This window comes from Pseudomonas sp. D1-36, assembly GCF_051132205.1.
Lineage (GTDB): Bacteria > Pseudomonadota > Gammaproteobacteria > Pseudomonadales > Pseudomonadaceae > Aquipseudomonas.
On the sequence record NZ_CP071674.1, the window covers coordinates 2,129,465 to 2,150,408 of the forward strand.

Below are 20,944 nucleotides of genomic sequence, written 5' to 3' on the forward strand. Positions count from 1 at the left end.
AGCGCGAATATCGCTCAGCAAACCCAGGTGGCATGGTTGGGGTGGTCCAGATGGGCCTTCAAGTAAGCCGCGAACTCGGTTCGCGGAATCGGCCGCGCGCCCAGGCTATGCAAGTGCTCGGTGGGCATCTGGCAGTCGATCAGGACGAAACCCGCCTCCTTGAGGTGTTGGACCAGGGTTGCGAAGCCGAATTTCGACGCATTGTCGGCGCGACTGAACATGGACTCGCCAAAAAACAACTGACCCATTGCCAAGCCATACAGGCCGCCGACCAGCGTGCCTTGATCCCAAACTTCCACGGAATGGGCGAAGCCGCGTCGGTGAAGTTCCAGATAGGCGGTCTGCATGGCGTCGGTGATCCAGGTGCCATCGGCATAATCCCGGGGCGCGGCGCAAGCCTGGATGACTCCGGCGAAATCCCGGTCGAACGTCACTTCATAGCGCTGCTTGCGCAATAGCTTGCCCAGGCTGCGCGATACATGCAGCTCGTCGGGAAACAGCACCGTGCGCGGGTCCGGCGACCACCACAGGATCGGCTGGCCTTCGGAGAACCATGGAAAGCAGCCGTGGCGATAGGCCTGGATCAAGCGGTCGGCGGACAGGTCCCCGCCGGCGGCGAGCAGGCCGTTGGGGTCGCGCATGGCTTTTTCCAGTGGCGGAAAATCGAAAGTGTTGCGTTGTAACCAAGTCAGCATCGTTGTCCGGGCTTGCAGAAGGGGAGGGCGGGGCTCCAGATCAGCCAGAGCCCGCCTAGAGGTTAACCGTCAAACGGCCGGGATGTCATCGAGATACTTCTCTGCGTCCAGGGCGGCCATGCAGCCGGCGCCGGCCGAAGTAATGGCCTGGCGATAGACATGATCGGCCACATCGCCAGCGGCAAACACGCCTTCGATGTCGGTGGCCGTGGCATTGCCGTCGCTGCCGCCGCGCACGATCAGGTAACCATCGCGCATCGTCAGTTGGCCCTGGAACAGGTCGGTATTGGGTTTGTGCCCGATGGCGATGAAGACGCCGGCCAGCGACAACGTGCTGGTTTCACCGGTCTCGCTGTGCCGCAGGCGCGCGCCGGTCACGCCGCTGGCATCGCCCAGGACCTCGTCCAGGTTCTGGTTCCAGTGCAAACGGATATTGCCATTGGCGGCTTTCTCGAAGAGTTTGTCTTGCAAGATCTTTTCGGAGCGCAACTTGTCCCGCCGGTGAATCAAATGCACCTCCTTGGCGATATTCGACAGGTACAGGGCTTCTTCCACGGCGGTGTTGCCGCCACCGACCACCGCCACCACCTGGTTTCGGTAGAAAAAACCATCGCAGGTCGCGCAGGCTGAAACACCTTTGCCAGCGAAGGTTTCCTCCGACGGCAGGCCGAGGTACTGGGCTGAGGCGCCGGTGGCGATGATCAGTGCGTCGCAGGTGTAGGTGCCGCTGTCACCGATCAATTCGAACGGACGTTGTTGCAACTTGGCGGTGTGAATATGGTCGTAGACGATCTGCGTGTCGAAGCGCTCGGCGTGCCGTTGCATGCGCTCCATCAGCACCGGGCCGGTCAGGCCTTCGACGTCGCCGGGCCAGTTATCGACTTCGACCGTGGTGGTGAGCTGGCCACCGGCCTGTATGCCGGTGATGACAACGGGTTTGAGGTTGGCACGGGCCGCATAGACAGCAGCGCTGTACCCTGCAGGGCCGGAACCGAGAATAATCAGGCGTGAATGCTTCGCTTCGCTCATAAAAACACCTCATAAGCCTTTGTCACAAAAGAGAATGCATGCTCAAATTGGCGCCCAAGACCCCCTGATCATGGCTATGCTGTCGCCAAGCGCGCGGGCAATGCCTTGGGCATGACAAACCCGTACAATGCTTGGGTTTTGAACGCAGGATGAGCGAAAGATCAAATCTTCAGCGACTCCTGTGGTTTTCCGGACGCATGCCACAGTGGTAAAAGTAGTACCGGTTGGGCACATTCACTTTTTTTACCTGCTCGTCATGGGCAGTTTTTCATAGTCATTCAACAGATGGACGCGCCTTGGGCGCAGGAAAAGAAGCGTTTTGAAGAAATCCACCGCAGCACCCAAGACAGTCGTTCCGCTCTGGCGCCAACAATTGCACTACCGGCTCAAGGAAGGTGCGTTGATCGCCATCGGTGCCTTGTGCCTGTTCCTGATGATGGCCTTGCTGACCTACGGCAAGGACGATCCGGGCTGGAGCCACAACAGCAAGATCGAAGACGTGCAGAATTTCGGCGGTCCGGCCGGTTCCTACAGCGCCGACATCCTGTTCATGGTGCTGGGCTATTTCGCCTATATCTTCCCGCTGCTGCTGGCGATCAAGACGTACCAGATATTCCGCCAGCGCCATGAGCCCTGGCAGTGGAGCGGCTGGCTGTTCTCCTGGCGCCTGATCGGCCTGGTCTTCCTGGTGCTGTCGGGAGCCGCGCTGGCCCATATTCATTTCCACGCCCCCACTGGCCTGCCCGCAGGGGCGGGTGGCGCACTGGGTGAAAGCCTCGGCGACCTGGCCCGCAATGCCCTGAACATCCAGGGCAGCACGCTGCTGTTCATCGCCTTGTTCCTGTTTGGCCTGACGGTATTCACCGACCTGTCGTGGTTCAAGGTGATGGACGTCACCGGCAAGATCACCCTTGACCTCATTGAATTGATCCAGGGCGCGCTGAACCGTTGGTGGGCGGCGCGCAACGAACGCAAGCAACTGGTGGCGCAACTGCGTGAAGTCGACGACCGCGTCCATGACGTTGTGGCGCCGACGGTGACTGACAAACGCGAGCAGGCCAAGGTCAAGGAGCGCCTGATCGAACGTGAGCAGGCCCTGAGCAAGCACATGTCCGAGCGCGAAAAGCAGGTGCCGCCGGTCATCACCATGGCCCCGGCCAAGCCGCCGGAGCAAAGCAAGCGCGTGCAGAAAGAGAAACAGGCACCGCTGTTCGTCGACAGCGCGGTGGAAGGCACCTTGCCGCCGATCTCGATCCTCGACCCGGCCGAGAAGAAACAGCTCAACTATTCCCCCGAGTCCTTGGCGGCCGTCGGGCATTTGCTCGAAATCAAGCTCAAGGAGTTCGGTGTGGAGGTCTCGGTGGATTCGATCCACCCGGGCCCGGTCATCACCCGTTACGAAATCCAGCCGGCCGCCGGCGTGAAGGTCAGCCGTATCGCCAACCTGGCGAAGGACCTGGCGCGCTCGCTCGCCGTGACCAGCGTGCGGGTGGTGGAGGTGATTCCCGGCAAGACCACCGTGGGCATCGAGATTCCCAACGAAGACCGGCAGATTGTGCGCTTCTCCGAAGTACTGTCGACGCCGGAATATGACAACCACAAGTCGCCGGTCACCTTGGCCTTGGGTCACGACATCGGCGGCAAGCCGGTCATCACCGACCTGGCGAAAATGCCCCACCTGCTGGTGGCCGGTACCACCGGCTCCGGTAAGTCGGTGGGCGTGAACGCGATGATCCTTTCGATCCTGTTCAAGTCCGGCCCGGAAGACGCCAAGCTGATCATGATCGACCCGAAGATGCTCGAATTGTCGATCTACGAAGGCATCCCGCACCTGCTGTGCCCGGTGGTCACCGACATGAAGGACGCGGCCAACGCCTTGCGCTGGAGCGTTGCCGAGATGGAGCGCCGCTACAAGCTGATGGCGAAGATGGGCGTGCGCAACCTGTCGGGCTTCAACGCCAAGGTCAAGGAAGCCGAGGAAGCCGGTACACCGCTGAGCGACCCGCTGTATCACCGCGAAAGCATCCACGACGAAGCGCCGCTGCTGCATAAGCTGCCGACCATCGTCGTGGTGGTGGACGAATTCGCCGACATGATGATGATCGTCGGCAAGAAGGTCGAAGAACTGATCGCCCGTATCGCCCAGAAGGCCCGTGCGGCCGGTATCCACCTGATCCTCGCTACGCAGCGACCGTCGGTGGACGTGATCACGGGCCTGATCAAGGCCAACATCCCGACCCGCATGGCGTTCCAGGTGTCGAGCAAGATCGACTCGCGGACCATCATCGACCAGGGCGGCGCCGAGCAACTGCTGGGTCACGGTGACATGCTCTACATGCCGCCCGGCACGAGCCTGCCGATCCGTGTCCACGGCGCGTTCGTCTCCGACGATGAAGTACACCGCGTGGTGGAAGCCTGGAAATTGCGCGGCGCGCCTGAATACAACGACGACATCCTCAACGGTGTCGAAGAAGCAGGCAGCGGTTTTGAAGGCAGCAGCGGTGGAGGCGGTGATGATGACGCAGAGACCGACGCGCTTTATGACGAAGCGGTGCAGTTCGTGCTCGAAAGCCGCCGTGCCTCGATTTCCGCCGTGCAGCGCAAGCTGAAGATCGGCTACAACCGCGCCGCTCGCATGATCGAGGCCATGGAAATGGCTGGGGTCGTGACGGCCATGAACACCAACGGTTCGCGCGAAGTGCTCGCGCCTGGCCCGATGCGCGACTGATTACCCGGGCGACGTGACGATGCGTCGCTCGAACCCCCACGAATTCATGAGGACTCCCATGCGCCTGATTCGCATGTTGCTGTTGCCCGTACTGGCCTTGTCTACTTTTTCGGCCCACGCCGGCGAAAAGGACGTGGCCCGCCTGACCCAGTTGCTGGGCGGCTCCCAGACCCTGACTGCGCGTTTTTCCCAGTTGACCCTCGACGGCAGTGGCACCCAGCTGCAGGAAACCGCCGGTGAAATGGCCCTTCAGCGTCCTGGCCTGTTCTATTGGCACACCGATGCTCCCGCCGAACAACTGATGGTTTCAGACGGCAAGAAAGTCTCGCTGTGGGACCCGGACCTGGAGCAGGTGACCATCAAGACTCTTGACCAGCGCCTGACCCAGACGCCAGCGTTGCTGCTGTCCGGTGACATCTCGGAGATCAGCCAGAGCTTCGACATTACCTCCAAGGAAGCCGGCGGGGTGATCGACTTCACCCTCAAGCCCAAGACCAAGGACAGCCTGTTCGACAGCCTGCGCCTGTCGTTCCGCAACGGCCTTGTTAACGACATGCAGCTGATCGACAGCGTTGGCCAGCGCACCAACATCCTGTTCACCGGGGTCAAGGCCAATACGCCGATCGCCGCGTCCAAGTTCAAGTTCGACATCCCCAAGGGTGCGGATGTGATCCAGGAATAACCCAATGGCCCCTGTGGGAGCGAGCCTGCTCGCGATGGCGGCGGATCAGTTGGAATTGATGTGACTGACCCACCGCTATCGCGAGCAGGCTCGCTCCCACAATGGATTGTGGTGTTCAATCAACTAACTGATCGGCAACAGGACCCTGCGGAGGTTTTGTAGTAATCATGGACCTGTTTCGAAGCGCCCCGATTGCCCAGCCATTGGCCGCCCGCTTGCGCGCGACCAACCTGGATGAGTATGTCGGTCAGGAACACGTGCTCGCTCGCGGTAAGCCTCTGCGCGAAGCCTTGGAGCAGGGTGCCTTGCACTCGATGATTTTCTGGGGGCCGCCGGGCGTGGGCAAGACCACCCTGGCGCGGCTGCTGGCGGAGGTTTCTGACGCGCATTTCGAAACGGTCTCGGCGGTGCTGGCCGGGGTCAAGGAGATCCGCCAGGCTGTGGAAATCGCCAAGCAACAGGCCGGCCAGTACGGCAAGCGCACCATCCTGTTCGTCGACGAAGTACACCGGTTCAACAAATCCCAGCAGGACGCTTTCCTGCCCTATGTGGAAGACGGCACGCTGATATTCATCGGCGCCACCACCGAAAATCCTTCGTTCGAACTCAACAACGCCTTGCTGTCGCGGGCGCGGGTCTATGTGCTCAAGAGCCTCGATGAAACCGCGATGCGCAAGCTGGTGCATCGCGCGCTGACCGAAGAGCGGGGCTTGGGCAAGCGCCAGCTCAGCCTCAGCGATGAAGGTTTCCAGATACTCTTCAGCGCCGCCGACGGCGATGGTCGACGGCTGCTCAACCTGCTGGAAAACGCCTCGGACCTGGCCGAAGACAACAGCGAGATCGGAGTCGAGCTGCTGCAAAGCCTGCTGGGCGATACCCGCCGACGTTTCGACAAGGGCGGCGAGGCGTTCTACGACCAGATCTCGGCGCTGCACAAGTCCATCCGCGGTTCCAACCCCGATGCCGCGTTGTATTGGTTTGCGCGGATGATCGACGGTGGTTGCGATCCGCTGTACCTGGCTCGGCGGGTGGTGCGCATGGCCAGCGAGGACATCGGCAACGCCGACCCTCGGGCCCTGAGCCTGTGCCTGGCGGCCTGGGACGTGCAGGAGCGCCTCGGCAGCCCGGAGGGCGAGCTCGCCGTGGCCCAGGCCATCACTTACCTGGCCTGCGCACCGAAGAGCAACGCCGTGTACATAGGCTTCAAGGCCGCGATGCGCAGCGCCACCGAACACGGCTCCCTCGAAGTACCGCTGCACCTGCGCAACGCACCGACCAAGCTCATGAAACAGTTAGGTTATGGCGATGAATACCGCTATGCCCACGATGAGCCCGACGCTTATGCCGCCGGCGAAGACTATTTTCCCGAAGAACTCGAACCCCAGCGCTTCTACCAGCCCGCACCTCGAGGCCTTGAGTTGAAGATTGGCGAAAAGCTCAACCATTTGGCCCAGCTGGACCGATTGAGTCCACGACAGCGGAGAAAACCGTGATCCCCTTGATTCTCGCAGTCTCCGCTGGGGGCGTTGCCGGTACGTTGTTGCGTTTCGCCACGGGTAACTGGATCAGTGCAAATTGGCCGCGGCACTTCTATACCGCGACGCTGGCCGTTAATATCGTGGGCTGTCTGCTGATCGGCGTTCTTTACGGCCTGTTTTTGATTCGTCCCGAGGTGCCCATCGAGGTGCGCGCGGGGTTGATGGTCGGCTTTCTTGGCGGCCTGACGACTTTTTCATCTTTTTCACTGGATACGGTGCGCCTGCTGGAAAGCGGGCAGGTGCCGCTGGCCCTGGGCTATGCGGCCATCAGCGTGTTCGGCGGGCTGCTCGCCACCTGGGCCGGCCTGTCCTTGACCAAACTTTGATAACGAGAGACCGACATGCTCGATTCCAAACTGTTACGTAGCAACCTTCAGGACGTAGCGGACCGCCTGGCTTCCCGTGGCTTTGCCCTGGACGTCGCGCGCATCGAAGCGCTGGAAGAACAGCGCAAGACCGTCCAGACCCGCACCGAGGCCCTGCAGGCAGAACGTAACGCGCGCTCCAAGTCCATCGGCCAGGCCAAGCAGCGTGGCGAAGACATCGCGCCGCTGATGGCCGATGTCGAGCGCATGGCGGGCGAGTTGAGCGTCGGCAAGGTCGAGCTGGACGCGATCCAGACCGAGTTGGATTCGATCCTGTTGGGCATTCCGAACCTGCCTCACGAGTCGGTGCCGGTCGGTGAAGACGAAGACGGCAACGTCGAAGTACGCCGCTGGGGCACGCCGAAAACCTTCGATTTCCCCGTGCAGGACCACGTGGCCCTGGGCGAGAAATTCGGCTGGCTCGACTTCGAAACCGCCGCCAAATTGTCGGGCGCGCGTTTTGCCCTGTTGCGCGGGCCGATTGCCCGTCTGCATCGGGCGCTGGCGCAGTTCATGATCAATCTGCACGTCACCGAGCACGGCTACGAAGAGGCCTACACGCCGTACCTGGTCCAGGCCCCGGCCCTGCAAGGCACCGGCCAGTTGCCAAAGTTCGAGGAAGACCTGTTCAAGATCGGTCGCGACGGCGAAGCCGACCTGTACCTGATCCCCACTGCCGAAGTGTCGCTGACCAACATCGTCGCGGGCGAAATCGTCGATGCCAAGCAACTGCCGATCAAGTTCGTTGCCCATACGCCGTGCTTCCGCAGCGAAGCCGGCGCGTCGGGCCGTGATACCCGCGGCATGATTCGCCAGCACCAATTCGACAAGGTCGAAATGGTGCAGATCGTCGAGCCGTCCAAATCCATGGAAGCCCTGGAAAGCCTGACCGCCAACGCCGAAAAGGTTCTGCAACTGCTGGAGTTGCCGTATCGCACCCTGGCGCTGTGCACCGGCGACATGGGTTTCAGCGCGGTCAAGACCTATGACTTGGAAGTCTGGATCCCGAGCCAGGACAAGTACCGCGAGATTTCGTCGTGCTCCAACTGTGGCGACTTCCAGGCCCGCCGCATGCAGGCGCGTTTCCGCAACCCGGAAACCGGCAAGCCGGAACTGGTCCACACCCTCAACGGCTCCGGCCTGGCGGTGGGTCGTACGCTGGTGGCGGTGCTTGAGAACTACCAGCAGGCCGACGGCTCGATCCGTGTGCCCGAGGTGCTGAAACCGTACATGGGCGGCATCGAGGTCATCGGCTAAATGGACTATTTGCCACTGTTCCACAACCTGCGCGGCAGCCGCGTGCTGGTGGTTGGCGGCGGGGAGATTGCCTTGCGCAAGTCTCGCCTGCTGGCCGATGCCGGCGCATTGTTGCGGGTGGTCGCACCCGATATCGAACCGCAGTTGCGGGAACTGGTCGGTGGCAGCGGCGGCGAATGTGTCCTGCGGGGCTACGTGGAAGCGGACCTGGACGGCTGTGGCCTGGTCATCGCCGCCACGGATGACGAACCGCTCAATGCCCAGGTCTCGGCGGACGCCCACAAGCGCTGCGTGCCGGTCAACGTGGTGGACGCGCCGGCGCTGTGCAGCGTGATTTTCCCGGCGATCGTCGATCGCTCGCCCCTGGTGATCGCGGTGTCCAGCGGCGGCGACGCGCCGGTGCTGGCGCGGCTGATCCGCGCCAAGCTGGAAACCTGGATTCCGTCGACCTACGGGCAGTTGGCCGGTTTGGCGGCGCGCTTTCGCAATCAGGTCAAAGGCTTGTTTCCCGATGTCCAGCAACGGCGGGCCTTCTGGGAAGAAGTGTTCCAAGGCCCCATCGCCGACCGCCAATTGGCCGGGCAGGGCGCCGAAGCCGAGCGGCTGTTGCGGGAAAAGATCGACGGCCAGGCGCCGAATGCGCCGGGTGAGGTCTATCTGGTGGGCGCCGGGCCGGGTGATCCCGACCTGCTGACGTTCCGCGCCCTGCGCCTGATGCAACAGGCGGACGTGGTGCTGTACGACCGTCTGGTGGCGCCGGCCATCCTCGAACTGTGCCGCCGCGACGCCGAACGGGTCTACGTCGGCAAGCGCCGCTCCGAGCACGCCGTGCCCCAGGACCAGATCAACCAGCAACTGGTGGACCTGGCCCGGCAAGGTAAACGTGTGGTGCGGTTGAAGGGCGGCGATCCTTTTATCTTCGGTCGTGGTGGCGAAGAGATCGAAGAGCTGGCGGCCCATGGCATCCCGTTCCAGGTGGTCCCGGGCATCACTGCCGCCAGTGGCTGCGCGGCCTACGCCGGGATTCCGCTGACCCATCGCGATTATGCCCAGTCGGTGCGCTTCATTACCGGTCATCTAAAGGACGGCACCAGCGACTTGCCATGGGCCGATCTTGTCTCGCCAGCACAGACGCTGGTGTTCTACATGGGCTTGGTGGGGCTGCCGGTGATTTGCAACGAGCTGATCAAGCACGGTCGCGCGGCGGACACGCCGGCGGCGTTGATCCAGCAAGGCACGACTTCAAACCAGCGCGTTTTCACCGGCACGTTGGCGGACTTGCCACGGCTGGTGGCGGAGCATGAAGTCCATGCGCCGACGTTGGTGATTGTTGGCGAAGTGGTGCAGTTACGCGAGAAGCTGGCTTGGTTTGAAGGGGCTCAGGGGCAGGTTTGAAGACCGCGTCGCCTCCTTCGCGAGCAGGCTCGCTCCCACAGGGGGCTGTGTGCAACCACAGATTGTGGTTCAACACGAATCCAAATGTGGGAGCGAGCCTGCTCGCGATTGGCCTTCAGAGGCAATAAAGATTGCGGATCAGCTTTCAGCCCGAAGCCAAATCCCTTTCCCGCTCAACCTCTCTCGATCGTGGGCCACCGTAAAATCCTGCTCCGGCCCCTTGGGCACGATCCCATTCGGGTTGATGGTCTTGTGGCTGCCGTAGTAGTGCCGCTGGATATGGGTGAAGTCCACGGTCTCGGCAACGCCCGGCCACTGATACAGCTCGCGCAGCCAGTTCGACAGGTTCGGGTAATCGGCGATGCGGCGTAGGTTGCATTTGAAGTGGCCGAAATACACCGCGTCGAAACGAATCATCGTAGTGAACAAGCGGATATCCGCTTCGGTCAGGTATTCACCCGCCAGGTAGCGACGGGTTTTCAGCAAGGCTTCCACTCGGTCCAGTTCGGCAAACAGTTGATCGAAGGCTTCTTCATAAGCGGCCTGGGTCGTCGCGAACCCCGCACGGTATACCCCGTTGTTCACCGCTGGGTAGATGCGCTCGTTCAACCCATCGATCTCGTGGCGCAGGTGCTCGGGATACAGGTCCAGGTCGTTGCCGGTCAGGCCATCGAACGCGCTGTTGAACATGCGGATGATTTCCGCCGATTCGTTGTTGACGATGCGCCGTTGCTTTTTGTCCCACAAGGCCGGAACGGTCACGCGACCGGTGTAGTCCGGCGTGTCGGCGGTGTAGCGCTGGTGCAGGAAGCTCAGGTTATCCAGGTTGTCGCCGGTCGAGCCGTGGGCCTTGTCGAACGTCCAGCCGTTTTCCAGCATCAGATAGCTGACCACTGAAACGTCGATCAGCGCTTCCAGGCCCTTGAGCTTGCGAAAGATCAGCGTGCGGTGCGCCCAGGGGCAGGCCAGGGATACATACAAGTGGTAGCGCCCGGCCTCGGCGGGGAAACTGCTTTTGCCGTCGGCGGTGATCCAGTCGCGGCGTTGCGCCTGCTCACGCTGGAAACTGCCGTCCTTGCTTTCATACCACTGGTCCTGCCAGCGACCCTCGACCAACAAACCCATCTGAACGTCCTCTCTCAATAATCATTGGAGACGAGTCTATTCCGATAGGTTCGAACTAATAGCGCAAAGGTTGGGCGTCGATGATCGACTAAATCGATCTATCGCGCGCATCCCAATACTGCCGGGCCTTGTCGAACGCTGCTTCTCGGGTCAGGCCCAAGCCGCGCAAGGCCAGGGCCATGGTGGCGATCAGCGCCAGCTGCGGATAACTGTCCTCGAGGTCACCGCGCCATACCGCTTTCAAATGCTCGGGGTCGAGGCGCTCCGGCTTGACGTGGCGCTGTTCGGACAGTCGCGGCCATTCTTCATCCCAACTGGCGCCGCCGGTGGTGCCGTACAAATGGCTGTCGGCGTCGGGGTTGATCTCGATCTCACCGCCGTCGCCCTTGATCACGATGCTGGTGTCGCCCAGCAGTCCGCTGGCCTCGCGATGCACGGCCTGGTAGCCGGGATGGAAGATGCTTTGCAGGCCGCAACGCGCACCCAACGGGTTGAGAATGCGCGCCAGGGAATGAATCGGCGAGCGCAAGCCCAGCGTGTTGCGCAGGTCGATCATGCGCTGCATTTGCGGCGCCCAGTCCACCAGCGGCATGAAGGCCAGGCCGCCGTTGTCCAGCGCCGCGCCGACCTGCTGCCAGTCGCGGCACAAGGGGATGACCAGCAAATCCAGCAGCTGTTCCGTGTAGAGCCGGCCCGCCGTGTGGGCGCCGCCGCCGTGCATGAAGATTCGCACACCGTTTTGCCCGAGGCATTTGGCGGCCAACAGATACCAGGGCAGATGACGCTTCTTTCCGGCGTAGGTTGGCCAGTCGAGGTCTACCGCCATGGCCGGGATAACCAGGCGCTGACGCAGGGCGTCGGTAAACCCGGCCATTTCCTCAGCGCTTTCTTCCTTGTGCCGCAACAGCATGAGGAACGCGCCCAGTTGGGTTTCTTCGACCCGCTCATCCAGCACCATGCCCATGGCCTCCCGCGCTTCGTCACGGGTGAGGTTACGGGCGCCGCGCTTGCCCTTGCCAAGGATGCGCACGAACTGGGCGAACGGGTGTTCGGCAGGGGTTTGGAGGGTCAATGCTGGAAAGTCGGTCATAGGCAATTCGTCGGTTTGGGCAGGCCCGCCAGCTTGGCGGCGAGTTTGGCGGGAGTGCCTTTGAACAATCGGTTCAGGTGCAGGCTGTTGCCTTTATCCGCTCCCAGTTTCAGCGCGGTGTACTTGATCAGCGGGCGGGTGGCCGGAGACAACTGGAACTCAGCGTAGAACGCGCGCAGCAGTTCGAGGATTTCCCAGTGTTCGGGGCTCAGCTCGATGTCTTCGGCGGTGGCCAGGGCCGTGGCCACGTCGGCGGACCACTCGTTGAGATCAGCCAGGTAGCCATCCTTGTCCAGCGCAATGCTGCGCTCGCCCACGTTCAGGGTCTTCATAGCCAGCTGTTGACCTTGTCGTGCTGGATCGAGAGCTCGACGAAGGCCGCATAATCGATGGCCTCGGCCCAGTCCGGAATGGGCAGGGCGCGGGCCTGTGCATCTTCGGCCAGGATGAACACCTTGGCGCCGCCGGCACGCAGCGTGTCGAACGGCACGGTACCGGTTCGCAGCGCATACGTTGCGTCGCCGCACAGCAGCAGCGCGTCTTGGCTTCCCAGGATCCGCAGGCAACTGGCGAGGCGGCTGTCGCCGAAAGGGGAATGAGACAACACATGCAAAGTCGACATCAGAGGGTAATCACCTGGTCGTAACGGTCAATGAGCGCGGCGATGTCCGCGGCGCCCAGCGCTTTGAGGTCGTCCAGCGCCAGGGCATCGACGGCGAGACCGCGCTGTGCGGCGCTGTCGGCGCAGACGAACAGGTCTTCGACGCCAAACATCGGCAACGCCTGCAAGTTGGCGCTCAAGTCTTTTTGCCGGACAGCCTTGGCATCCTGACCGGCGGCGAGCTGGAACACGCCGTCATCGAGAAACAGCAGACCGATGGGCAGGTCGAAGGCGCCGCCGGCCAACACGATGTCCAGCGCTTCCCGGGCACCGGGGCCGGACCAGGGGGCCTGGCGGCTGATGAGCAACAAAGACCTGGCCATCATGTGCCTCCAAAACAGATCAAGCGGTCGGCGTCCTGGATCGCATCGTGCAACTGGCCCAGCCCGGACAACGCCCACGGCGCTTGGACACTGGCCGCCGAACGCTGGTAACGCTGGGCTTCTTCCTCGTTAAGCACGCCACGGCGCAACGCCGCCGCAATGCACACCACGCCGTCGAGCTGGTGCTCGCTGACGAAGGCGCGCCATTGCTGGGGCAGGTCTTGCTCGTCCTGGGGCGTGACGACGCTGTTGGCGGCGTTGTAGACGCCGTCCTGGTAGAAAAACAGCCGCACGATCTCATGCCCACCGGCCAAAGCTGCCTGGGCAAACAGCAAGGCGCGGCGCGAGGAGGGCGCGTGGGCGGCGGAAAACAGCGCGATGGCGAACTTCATGACAGACCCGATCAGCGAAACTGCGGCCATGATAATGCTTTATGGGCGGTGGGGCGATTCTCAGAGCATGCGTGAGCACCTGGCCCAAAGCCTCAACCTCAGGGCTCGAGGCCATACAGCTCGCAATACTCCGGCCATTCCATTCCTGCCATCTCCGCCACTTCCTTGTGAACTTCCATGCGTTGGGCCTGGTAGTCCTCGGCTGAATCGGTCGTCAGCAGCAGCGTCAGTTCCCAGGCGAACAATCCGGCGCTCTCGGCCTCGGCTTCGAAGGCTTCATGCAACCGCTCGGCGCGGTACTGCGCGGCGGTTTCGCCCTTGGCCTGGGCCAGCAGCGGGTTGAGGTTGTCCAGTTCGTCGCGCAGCTCGGGGCGTTGCTCGAGAAAAATCTGCAGGGCTCGTTCGTGTTGCTGTTCGGTTGTCGCCATGGTCGCTCCTGGGTCAATGATCTGACAGGTTGCGTGAATAGATAGCCGTTGTCGCGCAAATTTCAATCATGGCGCACGGCAACGAGGGGCGCAGTGCTACAGTCGGTTTTTTTCCAGAAGAGTGAATGCAATGCGAATGCTGATGGTGGCCGTGGCCGCAACCCTGCTGGCCGGCTGCGCGGGTTCGGCGATGGAGCAGGCCCGGACCCAAGCCCCCTACAAGACCCTGTCCTCGGACAAGCCGGAACAGAACGTCGCCCAATGCGTGAAGTTTGCCTGGGAAGACGAAGCGGCGTTCGGGGTCGATGCCGGCGCCTATCTGCAGCCCGGCAAGCAAGGCGGCTCGACGGTGTACACCCGATCGGCCGAGTCGTTTGTGGATCTGCAAGCCAGCGCCACGGGCACGGCGCTGAATTATTACGCCAAGCATGATGATTTTGTCGCCAAGCGCCGGTTGGCGGCGTTGGCGACGTGTCTCTAAGCCGATAAACCGAGGTGTTTGCCTTCGCGAGCAGGCTCGCTCCCATAGGTTGAGCTTAATTCTCGAGATCCAGGCGCTTCTGGAAAAAGTAGCGCCGGTGACCCGGCGGATAGTCATCGATCTGGCCGCACTGGGTGAAACCCTGTCTGCGATAGAAATCCGGAGCCTGGAAGTCGAAGGTGTCGAGCCAGATGCCCACGCAATCCTTTTCCCTGGCCAGTTGTTCGGCCATGCGCATCAATTCCGAGCCCGTGCCCTGGCCGCGCGCCTGTTCGGGCACCACCAGTAATTCGATATAGAGCCAACGAAAAAATACCCGGCCATACAGGCCGCCGACGATTTCATCGTGCTCGTCGCGCACCAGCCAGGCGACCGCTTCCGGTGCGCTTCCACCGGTCTGGGCGGTGTTATAGGCGCGTAGCGGCGCGAGGATGGCCTGGCGTTCTTCATCGGTTGGAGCGTCCGTGCGTTCGATTCGCAGCGTCATCGGCGATGTCCTTGTGCGGGGATGATCAAGCACGCGAGCCTACAGGAAACGAGCATATTGTTTAAACCGAGCCATACTCCTGTGTGCTTTTGAAGCGATCCCGACCCTAAAACAAGAAGAGACCGACTCATGAAGTTCCAATCCCTGGCCCGGACCCTCGTCGCCACCTCGCTTTCCCTTTACTGTCTGACTGCCCACGCCGCGTCCCAGGCCCCGGTTGCCGCCGAGAACGGCATGGTGGTGACGGCCCAACACCTGGCGACCCATGTCGGCGTCGATGTGCTCAAGAACGGTGGCAATGCCGTTGATGCGGCAGTGGCGGTGGGCTACGCCCTGGCGGTGGTTTATCCCGCGGCGGGTAACCTGGGGGGTGGCGGTTTCATGACCTTGCAGATGGCCGACGGCCGCAAGACCTTCCTGGATTTCCGTGAAAAAGCCCCCCTGGCCGCCACGGCCGACATGTACCTGGACAAGGCAGGCAACGTCATCCCCGAGCTCAGCACGCGCGGCCATTTGGCAGTAGGCGTACCCGGCACCGTGTCTGGCATGGAACTGGCGCTGAAGAAATACGGCAGCAAACCCCGGGCGGAATTGATCGCGCCGGCGATCAAGTTCGCCGAGGACGGTTTTGTCCTGGAACAGGGCGACGTGGATCTGCTGGAAACCGCCACGGATGTCTTCAAGAAAGATGCGCGCGATTCCGGCGCAATCTTCCTGCACAACGGCGAGCCGATGCAGGTCGGCCAGAAGCTGGTGCAGAAAGACCTCGCCAGGACCCTGCGGGAGATTTCCGACAAGGGTGCCGACGGCTTCTATAAAGGCTGGGTCGCCGATGCGCTGGTGACGTCCAGCCAGGCCAACAAAGGCATCATCACCCAGGCCGACCTGGACAAGTACAAGACCCGTGAACTGGCGCCGGTCGAGTGCGACTATCGCGGCTATCACATCATTTCCGCGCCGCCACCCAGTTCAGGTGGCGTGGTGCTTTGCCAGATCATGAACATCCTCGATGGCTATCCGATGAAAGACCTGGGTTTCCATTCGGCCCAAGGCATGCACTACCAGATCGAAGCCATGCGTCACGCCTATGTCGACCGCAACAGCTACCTGGGCGACCCGGACTTCGTGCAGAACCCCATCGATCATCTGCTGGACAAGAATTACGCCGCGAAACTGCGCGCCGCCATCGAGCCGCAGAAAGCCGGCGACTCCCAGAAGATCAAGCCCGGCGTGGCGCCCCACGAGGGCAGCAACACCACCCATTATTCGATCGTCGATCAATGGGGCAACGCCGTCTCCGTCACTTACACCCTCAACGACTGGTTCGGTGCCGGCGTGATGGCGAGCAAGACCGGGGTGATCCTCAACGATGAAATGGATGACTTCACCTCCAAGGTCGGCGTGCCCAACATGTACGGCCTGGTGCAGGGCGAGGCCAATGCCATCGCGCCGGGCAAGGCGCCGCTGTCGTCCATGAGCCCGACCATCGTCACCAAGGACGGCAAGACCGTGATGGTTGTCGGCACGCCGGGCGGCAGCCGCATCATCACGGCGACTTTGCTGACCATCCTCAACGTGATCGACTACGGCATGAACTTGCAGGAAGCCGTCGACGCGCCGCGCTTCCATCAACAGTGGATGCCGGAGGAGACCAACCTGGAAACCTTCGCGGCGAGCCCCGATACCCTCAAGTTGCTGGAAAGCTGGGGCCATAAGTTTGCTGGGCCGCAGGACTCCAACCACATCGCCGCGATCCTCGTGGGCGCGCCGTCGTTGGGTGGCAAGCCGGTGGGCAAGAACCGTTTCTACGGCGCCAACGACCCGCGTCGCAACACGGGGTTGTCGTTGGGCTATTGACCGTTCAACGAGGGATCAGGCTGCGCGGGTCAGTGGAAGAGAGCGCCCTTGCCATGAAGGTCATTGACCGTGGATGAAGCGATTGGCGCGGCGGCGCGCGCATTGGCGGCTGGTGATCCCGTGGCGGCGCTCAATCGTGTCGCCCTGCGCAATGATGCCCCGGCCCTCGCGCTCCGCGGCATCGCCATGGCGCAGTTGGGGGACCTGGAAAAAGCCAGAAGCCTGTTGCGCCGGGCAGGTACGGCCTTCGGATCCACGGACGCCGTGGCACGGGCGCGCTGTGTCGTGGCCGAAGGTGAAATCGCCTTGGCCTCTCGTGACCTGTCCTGGCCGCCGAAACGCCTCGACGCCGCCCGTACGGTGCTCGAAGCTCACGGCGATCGGGCCAACGCCGGTCATGCACGGATCATCGAGATCCGCCGCCTGTTGCTGATCGGTCGACTCGACGAGGCGCAACTCAAGCTCATCGACCTGGAGCCCGCCGGTCTGCCGTTGGCGTCCTGGGCGGTGTGCCAGTTGGTGGCTGCGGGAATTGCCATGCGGCGGCTACAAGCGCAAACCGCCCGTGAGGCTTTGGAACGGGCCGGGCAAGCCGCGCAACAAACAGGGATCAGCGCGTTGAACGGCGAAATCGACAACGCCTGGCGGATGCTGAGTACGCCCGCAGCCCGGCTGATCGCTCGAGGCGAAGAGCGTTTGCTGGTGCTGGAGGAGGTGCAATCGCTGCTGGCCGGCCCGGCGCTGGTTGTAGATGCCTGCCGGTTCGGTATCCGCTGCGCGGGCGTCCAGGTCGTGCTTGTACGGCGGCCGGTGCTGTTTGCCCTGGCCCGTGGGTTGGCCCAGGCCTGGCCCGGCGATGCGTCGAGGGAAGCGCTCATGACCCAAGCCTTTGGTTTGAAATTGACGGACGAGACCCATCGCGCCCGGTTGCGGGTTGAAATGGGACGGTTGCGAGAGGCGCTGCGCCCAATGGCTGGCGTAGTCGCAACCCGGCGCGGTTTCAGGTTGTCGCCACACCATGCTCACGAAGTCGTGATCCTGGCGCGGGTCGTTGAGGAACCCCACGGGGCGGTGCTGGCATTGTTGGCGGACGGTGAAGCCTGGTCCAGTTCGGCCCTGGCGCTGGCCTTGGGCACCAGCCAGCGCAGCGTGCAAAGAGCCTTGGAAAACCTGGCTGCTTGCGGCAAGGCGCAGTCGTTCGGTCGCGCACGGGCCCGGCGCTGGACAGTACCGTCAATGCCCGGATTCGCGACCATATTGTTACTCACTGCACTGCCGTTCGATGGTTAGGATGCAAGCACACCCACCGATGAGGCGATGTGAGATGAAACGTTCAGAGGCACAAATCCTGCGTGAATACGGCCCGTTCCCTGGCGTTGATTGCGTCCACGGCGTGAGCCATGACGGCGAGCGCGTCTGGCTCGCCTCGGGCGAAAAGCTTCACGCCTTCGATCCCGCCAGTGGCCAAACCGTGCAAACCCTCGACGTCCCGGCGAACGCCGGCACCGCGTTCGATGGCCAGCATCTGTTCCAGATCGCCGGCGACAGCATCCGCAAGATCGATCCGCGCACTGGCCAGGTACTGGCGACGATTCCGGCGCCCAACAGTGGCGATGACTCCGGGCTGGCCTGGGCCGAAGGTTCGCTCTGGGTCGGTCAGTACAAGGCGCGCAAGATCCTGCAGATCGATCCGGCCGACGGCAGGATTGTGCGTACGATCGAATCCAACCGTTTCGTCACGGGCGTGACTTGGGTCGATGGCGAGCTGTGGCATGGCACCTGGGAAAACGACGATAGCGAATTGCGGCGTATCGATCCGCAAACGGCGCAAGTACTGGAAAGCGTGACGATGCCGCCGGGGACCGGCGTGTCGGGGCTGGAGTCCGACGGCGCGGACCGATTTTTCTGCGGCGGGGGTGGCAGCGGCAAGGTAAGGGCGGTGCGTCGGCCGGCTCGAGATTGAACGACCGCCCCCCCGTGGCGAGAGAGCTTGCTCCCGCTGGACCGCGCAGCGGGCCCAAACTCTTTGGGCCTGCTACGCACTAGAGCGCCAGTCAATCAGTTCAATCGTGTGCAGCCACCGGCGCCTTGACCCGCTCGGCCTTGCGCCAGGTCAGCAATACGATGCCGGTCACCACGATCGCGCCGCCCAGGATCTGCCCCGGGTTGAGCATCTGGTCCAGCACCAGCCAGCCGATCAACAGTGTCGCCAGCGGCTCGATGTTCATCACCGGGGCGTTGCGCGGCATGTCCAGGCGTGGCACGCACATGAACAAAACGATGAACCCCGTCCCATAAAGCACCACCAGGGTGGCGAGCGCGAACCAACCGGTGCTGCTGGCGGGCAGGTCGAGGCCGCCGGGCAGGGCGCCGGTCAGGCCGGCGAGGTTGACGCTGCTGAACACAATGAAAATCGTCAGCAGGCTGCGCACCGATCCGCGCACCTGGGACAACTTGTGATCGGTGATCCACAACGCACAAGCGAAGACGCACGCGGCGCAGAAGGCCAGGCCAACCCCCAACAGCCACTGCGGGCCGACGTCTGCCTGGGAGGCCAACCGCGTCGGCACTTCCAGCACGAACACCAGACCCACCAGGATCATGCCCATCAGTGCCGCCGTCCGGGCGGTGGGGCGCGGGCCGCCTAGGGCCCAAGTCAACAGGGCCAGGAGGATCGGGAACACGTTGCCCACCAATAGCGCCAGCGCCACCGGAACCCGGGCCACGGCGGAATACAGGCATAGGCTCTGGGCGCCGATCAGCACGCCCAGCAGCAACTGCCAGCGCCAGGCGCCGGCGGGCAAGCGAAGGCTTTGCCGTTGCCACAACACCATCGCCGCCAGTACCAGCAACGTTCCGCCCGAGCGCAGCAGGATCGCCAGCAGCACGCCGGCGCCATCATCGAACGCCGCCCGCGCGGCGACATGGTTGCCGGCAAAGGCGCACCCCATGCAAAGCAGGACAAGCACGGCGATATGGCGGGGAAAGGGAACAGGGGTATTGGATGCGGCGGTGGAGCGGGTCATGGCAGGACATCTCAAAGGGGAGTGAATTAAGCCCTTCAAAGGGCTTTTTGATTTTGTTGTCGTACAACCTGGGTCGGATTTTTACCCCATATGGCAGAAGCGAACAAGCCTGGCGCAAACCCTGATTCGGTGCAGATCAGTAATACCGGCGTGTTCAAGGCGATTTCGCATCGTAGAGGATCAGGCCGCAAGTCCCATGATGTCACCGTGTTTTACACCTTGTACGATGTCCTATCAGAGAGTAAAACAATCTTCCCCGTCCAATAATAATTAACGGAGACGTACGATGGATGCTTCGCAACCTGCAACCGCCGATCAGGGGCGCCGGATTTTCCTGAAAAAATCCCTTGTGGTCTCGGCCGCCGCCGCGACGCTGGGAAATCTTCCCGGGCTCGCCCAGGCCGCGCCTTTGAGCCAGCGCTATCCAGACCCTCTGATCAATATCCTCGACCCCAGCTTCATGGACTTGCGCATCTTCAATGCCAGCGTCGAGAAGCTCGCCGATGGCTTGCGCTGGGCGGAAGGGCCGGTGTGGATCGGTGACGGTCGTTACCTGCTGGTCAGTGACATCCCCAACAACCGCATCGTGCGTTGGGACGAAGTCACCGGAGGTTTGTCGGTGTACCGCGAGAACTCGAACTTCTCCAATGGCATGTGCCGTGATCGCCAAGGACGGTTGCTGGTCTGTGAGGGCTCGACCACGTCCACCGAAGGGCGGCGTATCACCCGTACCGAACACAACGGCACCATCACCGTGCTGGCCGACAGTTTCGACGGCAAGCCATTGAATTCGCCGAATGACATCGTCTGCAAGCGGGATGGCTCGATCTGGTTCACCGATCCGCCGTTCCAGACCGGCAATAACTATGAGGGGCATAAAGTCACCCCGGCGCAGCCCCACGCGGTGTACCGGATCGACGGCGCGACCGGCAAGCTCAGCCGGGTGATCGACGATTTGGCGGGGCCGAATGGCTTGTGCTTTTCCCCGGATGAAAAAATCCTTTATGTGGTCGAAGGGCGGGCCAAGCCGAACCGTCTGGTCTGGGCGATCACGGTCAAGGACGACGGCACCCTGGGCGAGCGACGCAAGCATATCGAAGGGCTCGACTATGCGGCCATCGACGGCATCAAGTGCGACGAGAGCGGTAACCTCTGGTGCGGTTGGGGCGGGAATGGCGACCCCAAGGCCGACCTGGAGAAACTCGACGGCGTGCGGGTATTCAATCCCGAGGGCAAGGCCATCGGGCACATTTCGTTGCCGGAACGCTGCCCCAACGTCTGCTTTGGCGGGCGAGAGGGCAACCGGCTGTTCATGGCCGGCAGCCACTCGCTGTACTCGCTGTTCGTGAACACCCGAGGAGCCACCTTCGCCTGACCCTCAGGCA

The 20,944-nt window shown here is 62.4% G+C and carries 22 protein-coding genes; 11 read left to right on the plus strand and 11 right to left on the minus strand.

Annotated elements, in window-relative coordinates:
* Window positions 1-14 precede the first annotated feature (14 nt).
* Window positions 15-695 (minus strand): leucyl/phenylalanyl-tRNA--protein transferase, encoded by a 681-nt coding sequence (gene aat, locus J3P76_RS09635; RefSeq protein WP_434701785.1) that lies wholly within the window; start codon window positions 693-695, stop codon window positions 15-17.
* 69 nt (window positions 696-764) lie between these two features.
* Window positions 765-1,724: a thioredoxin-disulfide reductase gene (gene trxB, locus J3P76_RS09640; protein ID WP_434559583.1), complete on the minus strand. Its 960-nt coding sequence runs from the start codon at window positions 1,722-1,724 to the stop codon at window positions 765-767.
* A 319-nt stretch (window positions 1,725-2,043) separates the two neighbouring features.
* Between trxB and J3P76_RS09645 the strand changes: the two genes are divergently transcribed.
* The 6 genes from J3P76_RS09645 (at window position 2,044) to cysG (ending at window position 9,689) form a co-directional block, all read left to right on the plus strand.
* Window positions 2,044-4,452: a DNA translocase FtsK gene (locus tag J3P76_RS09645; RefSeq protein ID WP_420765879.1), complete on the plus strand. Its 2,409-nt coding sequence runs from the start codon at window positions 2,044-2,046 to the stop codon at window positions 4,450-4,452.
* Window positions 4,453-4,510: 58 nt separating this feature from the next.
* A complete protein-coding gene (gene lolA / locus J3P76_RS09650; RefSeq protein ID WP_420765880.1) occupies window positions 4,511-5,134 on the plus strand; it encodes an outer membrane lipoprotein chaperone LolA in 624 nt (207 codons plus the stop codon).
* Window positions 5,135-5,301: 167 nt separating this feature from the next.
* Window positions 5,302-6,627 carry a replication-associated recombination protein A gene (locus J3P76_RS09655; RefSeq protein ID WP_434606534.1) on the plus strand — a complete coding sequence of 442 codons (1,326 nt, stop codon included), beginning with the start codon at window positions 5,302-5,304 and terminating at the stop codon, window positions 6,625-6,627.
* Window positions 6,624-6,998 carry a fluoride efflux transporter CrcB gene (gene crcB, locus J3P76_RS09660; RefSeq protein ID WP_207961507.1) on the plus strand — a complete coding sequence of 125 codons (375 nt, stop codon included), beginning with the start codon at window positions 6,624-6,626 and terminating at the stop codon, window positions 6,996-6,998. The genes J3P76_RS09655 and crcB overlap by 4 nt, the downstream gene beginning before the upstream one ends.
* 15 nt (window positions 6,999-7,013) lie before the next feature.
* Complete coding sequence (gene serS, locus J3P76_RS09665; RefSeq protein ID WP_434606532.1) at window positions 7,014-8,294, plus strand: serine--tRNA ligase; 1,281 nt, start codon at window positions 7,014-7,016, stop codon at window positions 8,292-8,294.
* Window positions 8,295-9,689: a siroheme synthase CysG gene (gene cysG / locus J3P76_RS09670; protein WP_434559577.1), complete on the plus strand. Its 1,395-nt coding sequence runs from the start codon at window positions 8,295-8,297 to the stop codon at window positions 9,687-9,689.
* Window positions 9,690-9,827: 138 nt separating this feature from the next.
* Here cysG and J3P76_RS09675 read toward each other — a convergent pair whose 3' ends face one another.
* The 7 genes from J3P76_RS09675 to J3P76_RS09705 form a co-directional block, all read right to left on the minus strand.
* Window positions 9,828-10,814, minus strand: a complete 987-nt coding sequence (locus J3P76_RS09675) for a glutathione S-transferase family protein (protein ID WP_434701786.1) — start codon at window positions 10,812-10,814, stop codon at window positions 9,828-9,830.
* Between the two features lie 88 nt (window positions 10,815-10,902).
* Window positions 10,903-11,904: a glycosyl transferase family protein gene (locus tag J3P76_RS09680; protein ID WP_434648112.1), complete on the minus strand. Its 1,002-nt coding sequence runs from the start codon at window positions 11,902-11,904 to the stop codon at window positions 10,903-10,905.
* A complete protein-coding gene (locus J3P76_RS09685; protein ID WP_434559571.1) occupies window positions 11,901-12,236 on the minus strand; it encodes a TusE/DsrC/DsvC family sulfur relay protein in 336 nt (111 codons plus the stop codon). The genes J3P76_RS09680 and J3P76_RS09685 overlap by 4 nt, the downstream gene beginning before the upstream one ends.
* The gene (gene tusB, locus J3P76_RS09690; protein WP_434559569.1) at window positions 12,233-12,526 is read right to left on the minus strand and encodes a sulfurtransferase complex subunit TusB; all 294 of its coding nucleotides are present in this window, start codon (window positions 12,524-12,526) and stop codon (window positions 12,233-12,235) included. Before tusB ends, J3P76_RS09685 begins: the two co-directional genes overlap by 4 nt.
* A complete protein-coding gene (gene tusC, locus J3P76_RS09695) occupies window positions 12,526-12,888 on the minus strand; it encodes a sulfurtransferase complex subunit TusC (RefSeq protein ID WP_434611624.1) in 363 nt (120 codons plus the stop codon). The genes tusB and tusC overlap by 1 nt, the downstream gene beginning before the upstream one ends.
* Window positions 12,888-13,280 carry a sulfurtransferase complex subunit TusD gene (gene tusD / locus J3P76_RS09700; protein WP_420765889.1) on the minus strand — a complete coding sequence of 131 codons (393 nt, stop codon included), beginning with the start codon at window positions 13,278-13,280 and terminating at the stop codon, window positions 12,888-12,890. Before tusD ends, tusC begins: the two co-directional genes overlap by 1 nt.
* A 98-nt stretch (window positions 13,281-13,378) precedes the next feature.
* On the minus strand, window positions 13,379-13,708 hold the full coding sequence (locus J3P76_RS09705) for a DUF6388 family protein (protein WP_434606523.1): 330 nt from the start codon (window positions 13,706-13,708) through the stop codon (window positions 13,379-13,381).
* A 130-nt stretch (window positions 13,709-13,838) separates the two neighbouring features.
* Between J3P76_RS09705 and J3P76_RS09710 the strand changes: the two genes are divergently transcribed.
* A complete protein-coding gene (locus tag J3P76_RS09710) occupies window positions 13,839-14,189 on the plus strand; it encodes a hypothetical protein (RefSeq protein ID WP_420765891.1) in 351 nt (116 codons plus the stop codon).
* Between the two features lie 55 nt (window positions 14,190-14,244).
* Here the strand turns inward: J3P76_RS09710 and J3P76_RS09715 are convergent, their stop codons facing one another.
* Window positions 14,245-14,676, minus strand: a complete 432-nt coding sequence (locus J3P76_RS09715) for a GNAT family N-acetyltransferase (protein ID WP_434559565.1) — start codon at window positions 14,674-14,676, stop codon at window positions 14,245-14,247.
* A 129-nt stretch (window positions 14,677-14,805) separates the two neighbouring features.
* Here J3P76_RS09715 and ggt point away from each other — a divergent pair, with 129 nt between their 5' ends.
* The 3 genes from ggt to J3P76_RS09730 all read left to right on the plus strand — a co-directional run bounded on the left by ggt (window position 14,806) and on the right by J3P76_RS09730 (window position 18,496).
* Entirely contained in the window at window positions 14,806-16,533 is a 1,728-nt protein-coding gene (gene ggt / locus J3P76_RS09720) for a gamma-glutamyltransferase (RefSeq protein WP_434701787.1), read from the plus strand.
* A 69-nt stretch (window positions 16,534-16,602) separates the two neighbouring features.
* Window positions 16,603-17,823 carry a helix-turn-helix domain-containing protein gene (locus J3P76_RS09725; RefSeq protein ID WP_434606519.1) on the plus strand — a complete coding sequence of 407 codons (1,221 nt, stop codon included), beginning with the start codon at window positions 16,603-16,605 and terminating at the stop codon, window positions 17,821-17,823.
* 34 nt (window positions 17,824-17,857) lie between these two features.
* Window positions 17,858-18,496, plus strand: coding sequence for a Vgb family protein (locus J3P76_RS09730; RefSeq protein ID WP_434606517.1), 639 nt, complete (start codon window positions 17,858-17,860; stop codon window positions 18,494-18,496).
* Between the two features lie 100 nt (window positions 18,497-18,596).
* On the opposite strand, the gene J3P76_RS09735 is transcribed toward J3P76_RS09730, so the two are convergent.
* Entirely contained in the window at window positions 18,597-19,559 is a 963-nt protein-coding gene (locus J3P76_RS09735; protein WP_420765896.1) for an EamA family transporter, read from the minus strand.
* Between the two features lie 286 nt (window positions 19,560-19,845).
* Here J3P76_RS09735 and J3P76_RS09740 point away from each other — a divergent pair, with 286 nt between their 5' ends.
* The gene (locus tag J3P76_RS09740) at window positions 19,846-20,934 is read left to right on the plus strand and encodes an SMP-30/gluconolactonase/LRE family protein (protein ID WP_420765897.1); all 1,089 of its coding nucleotides are present in this window, start codon (window positions 19,846-19,848) and stop codon (window positions 20,932-20,934) included.
* Window positions 20,935-20,944 lie beyond the last annotated feature (10 nt).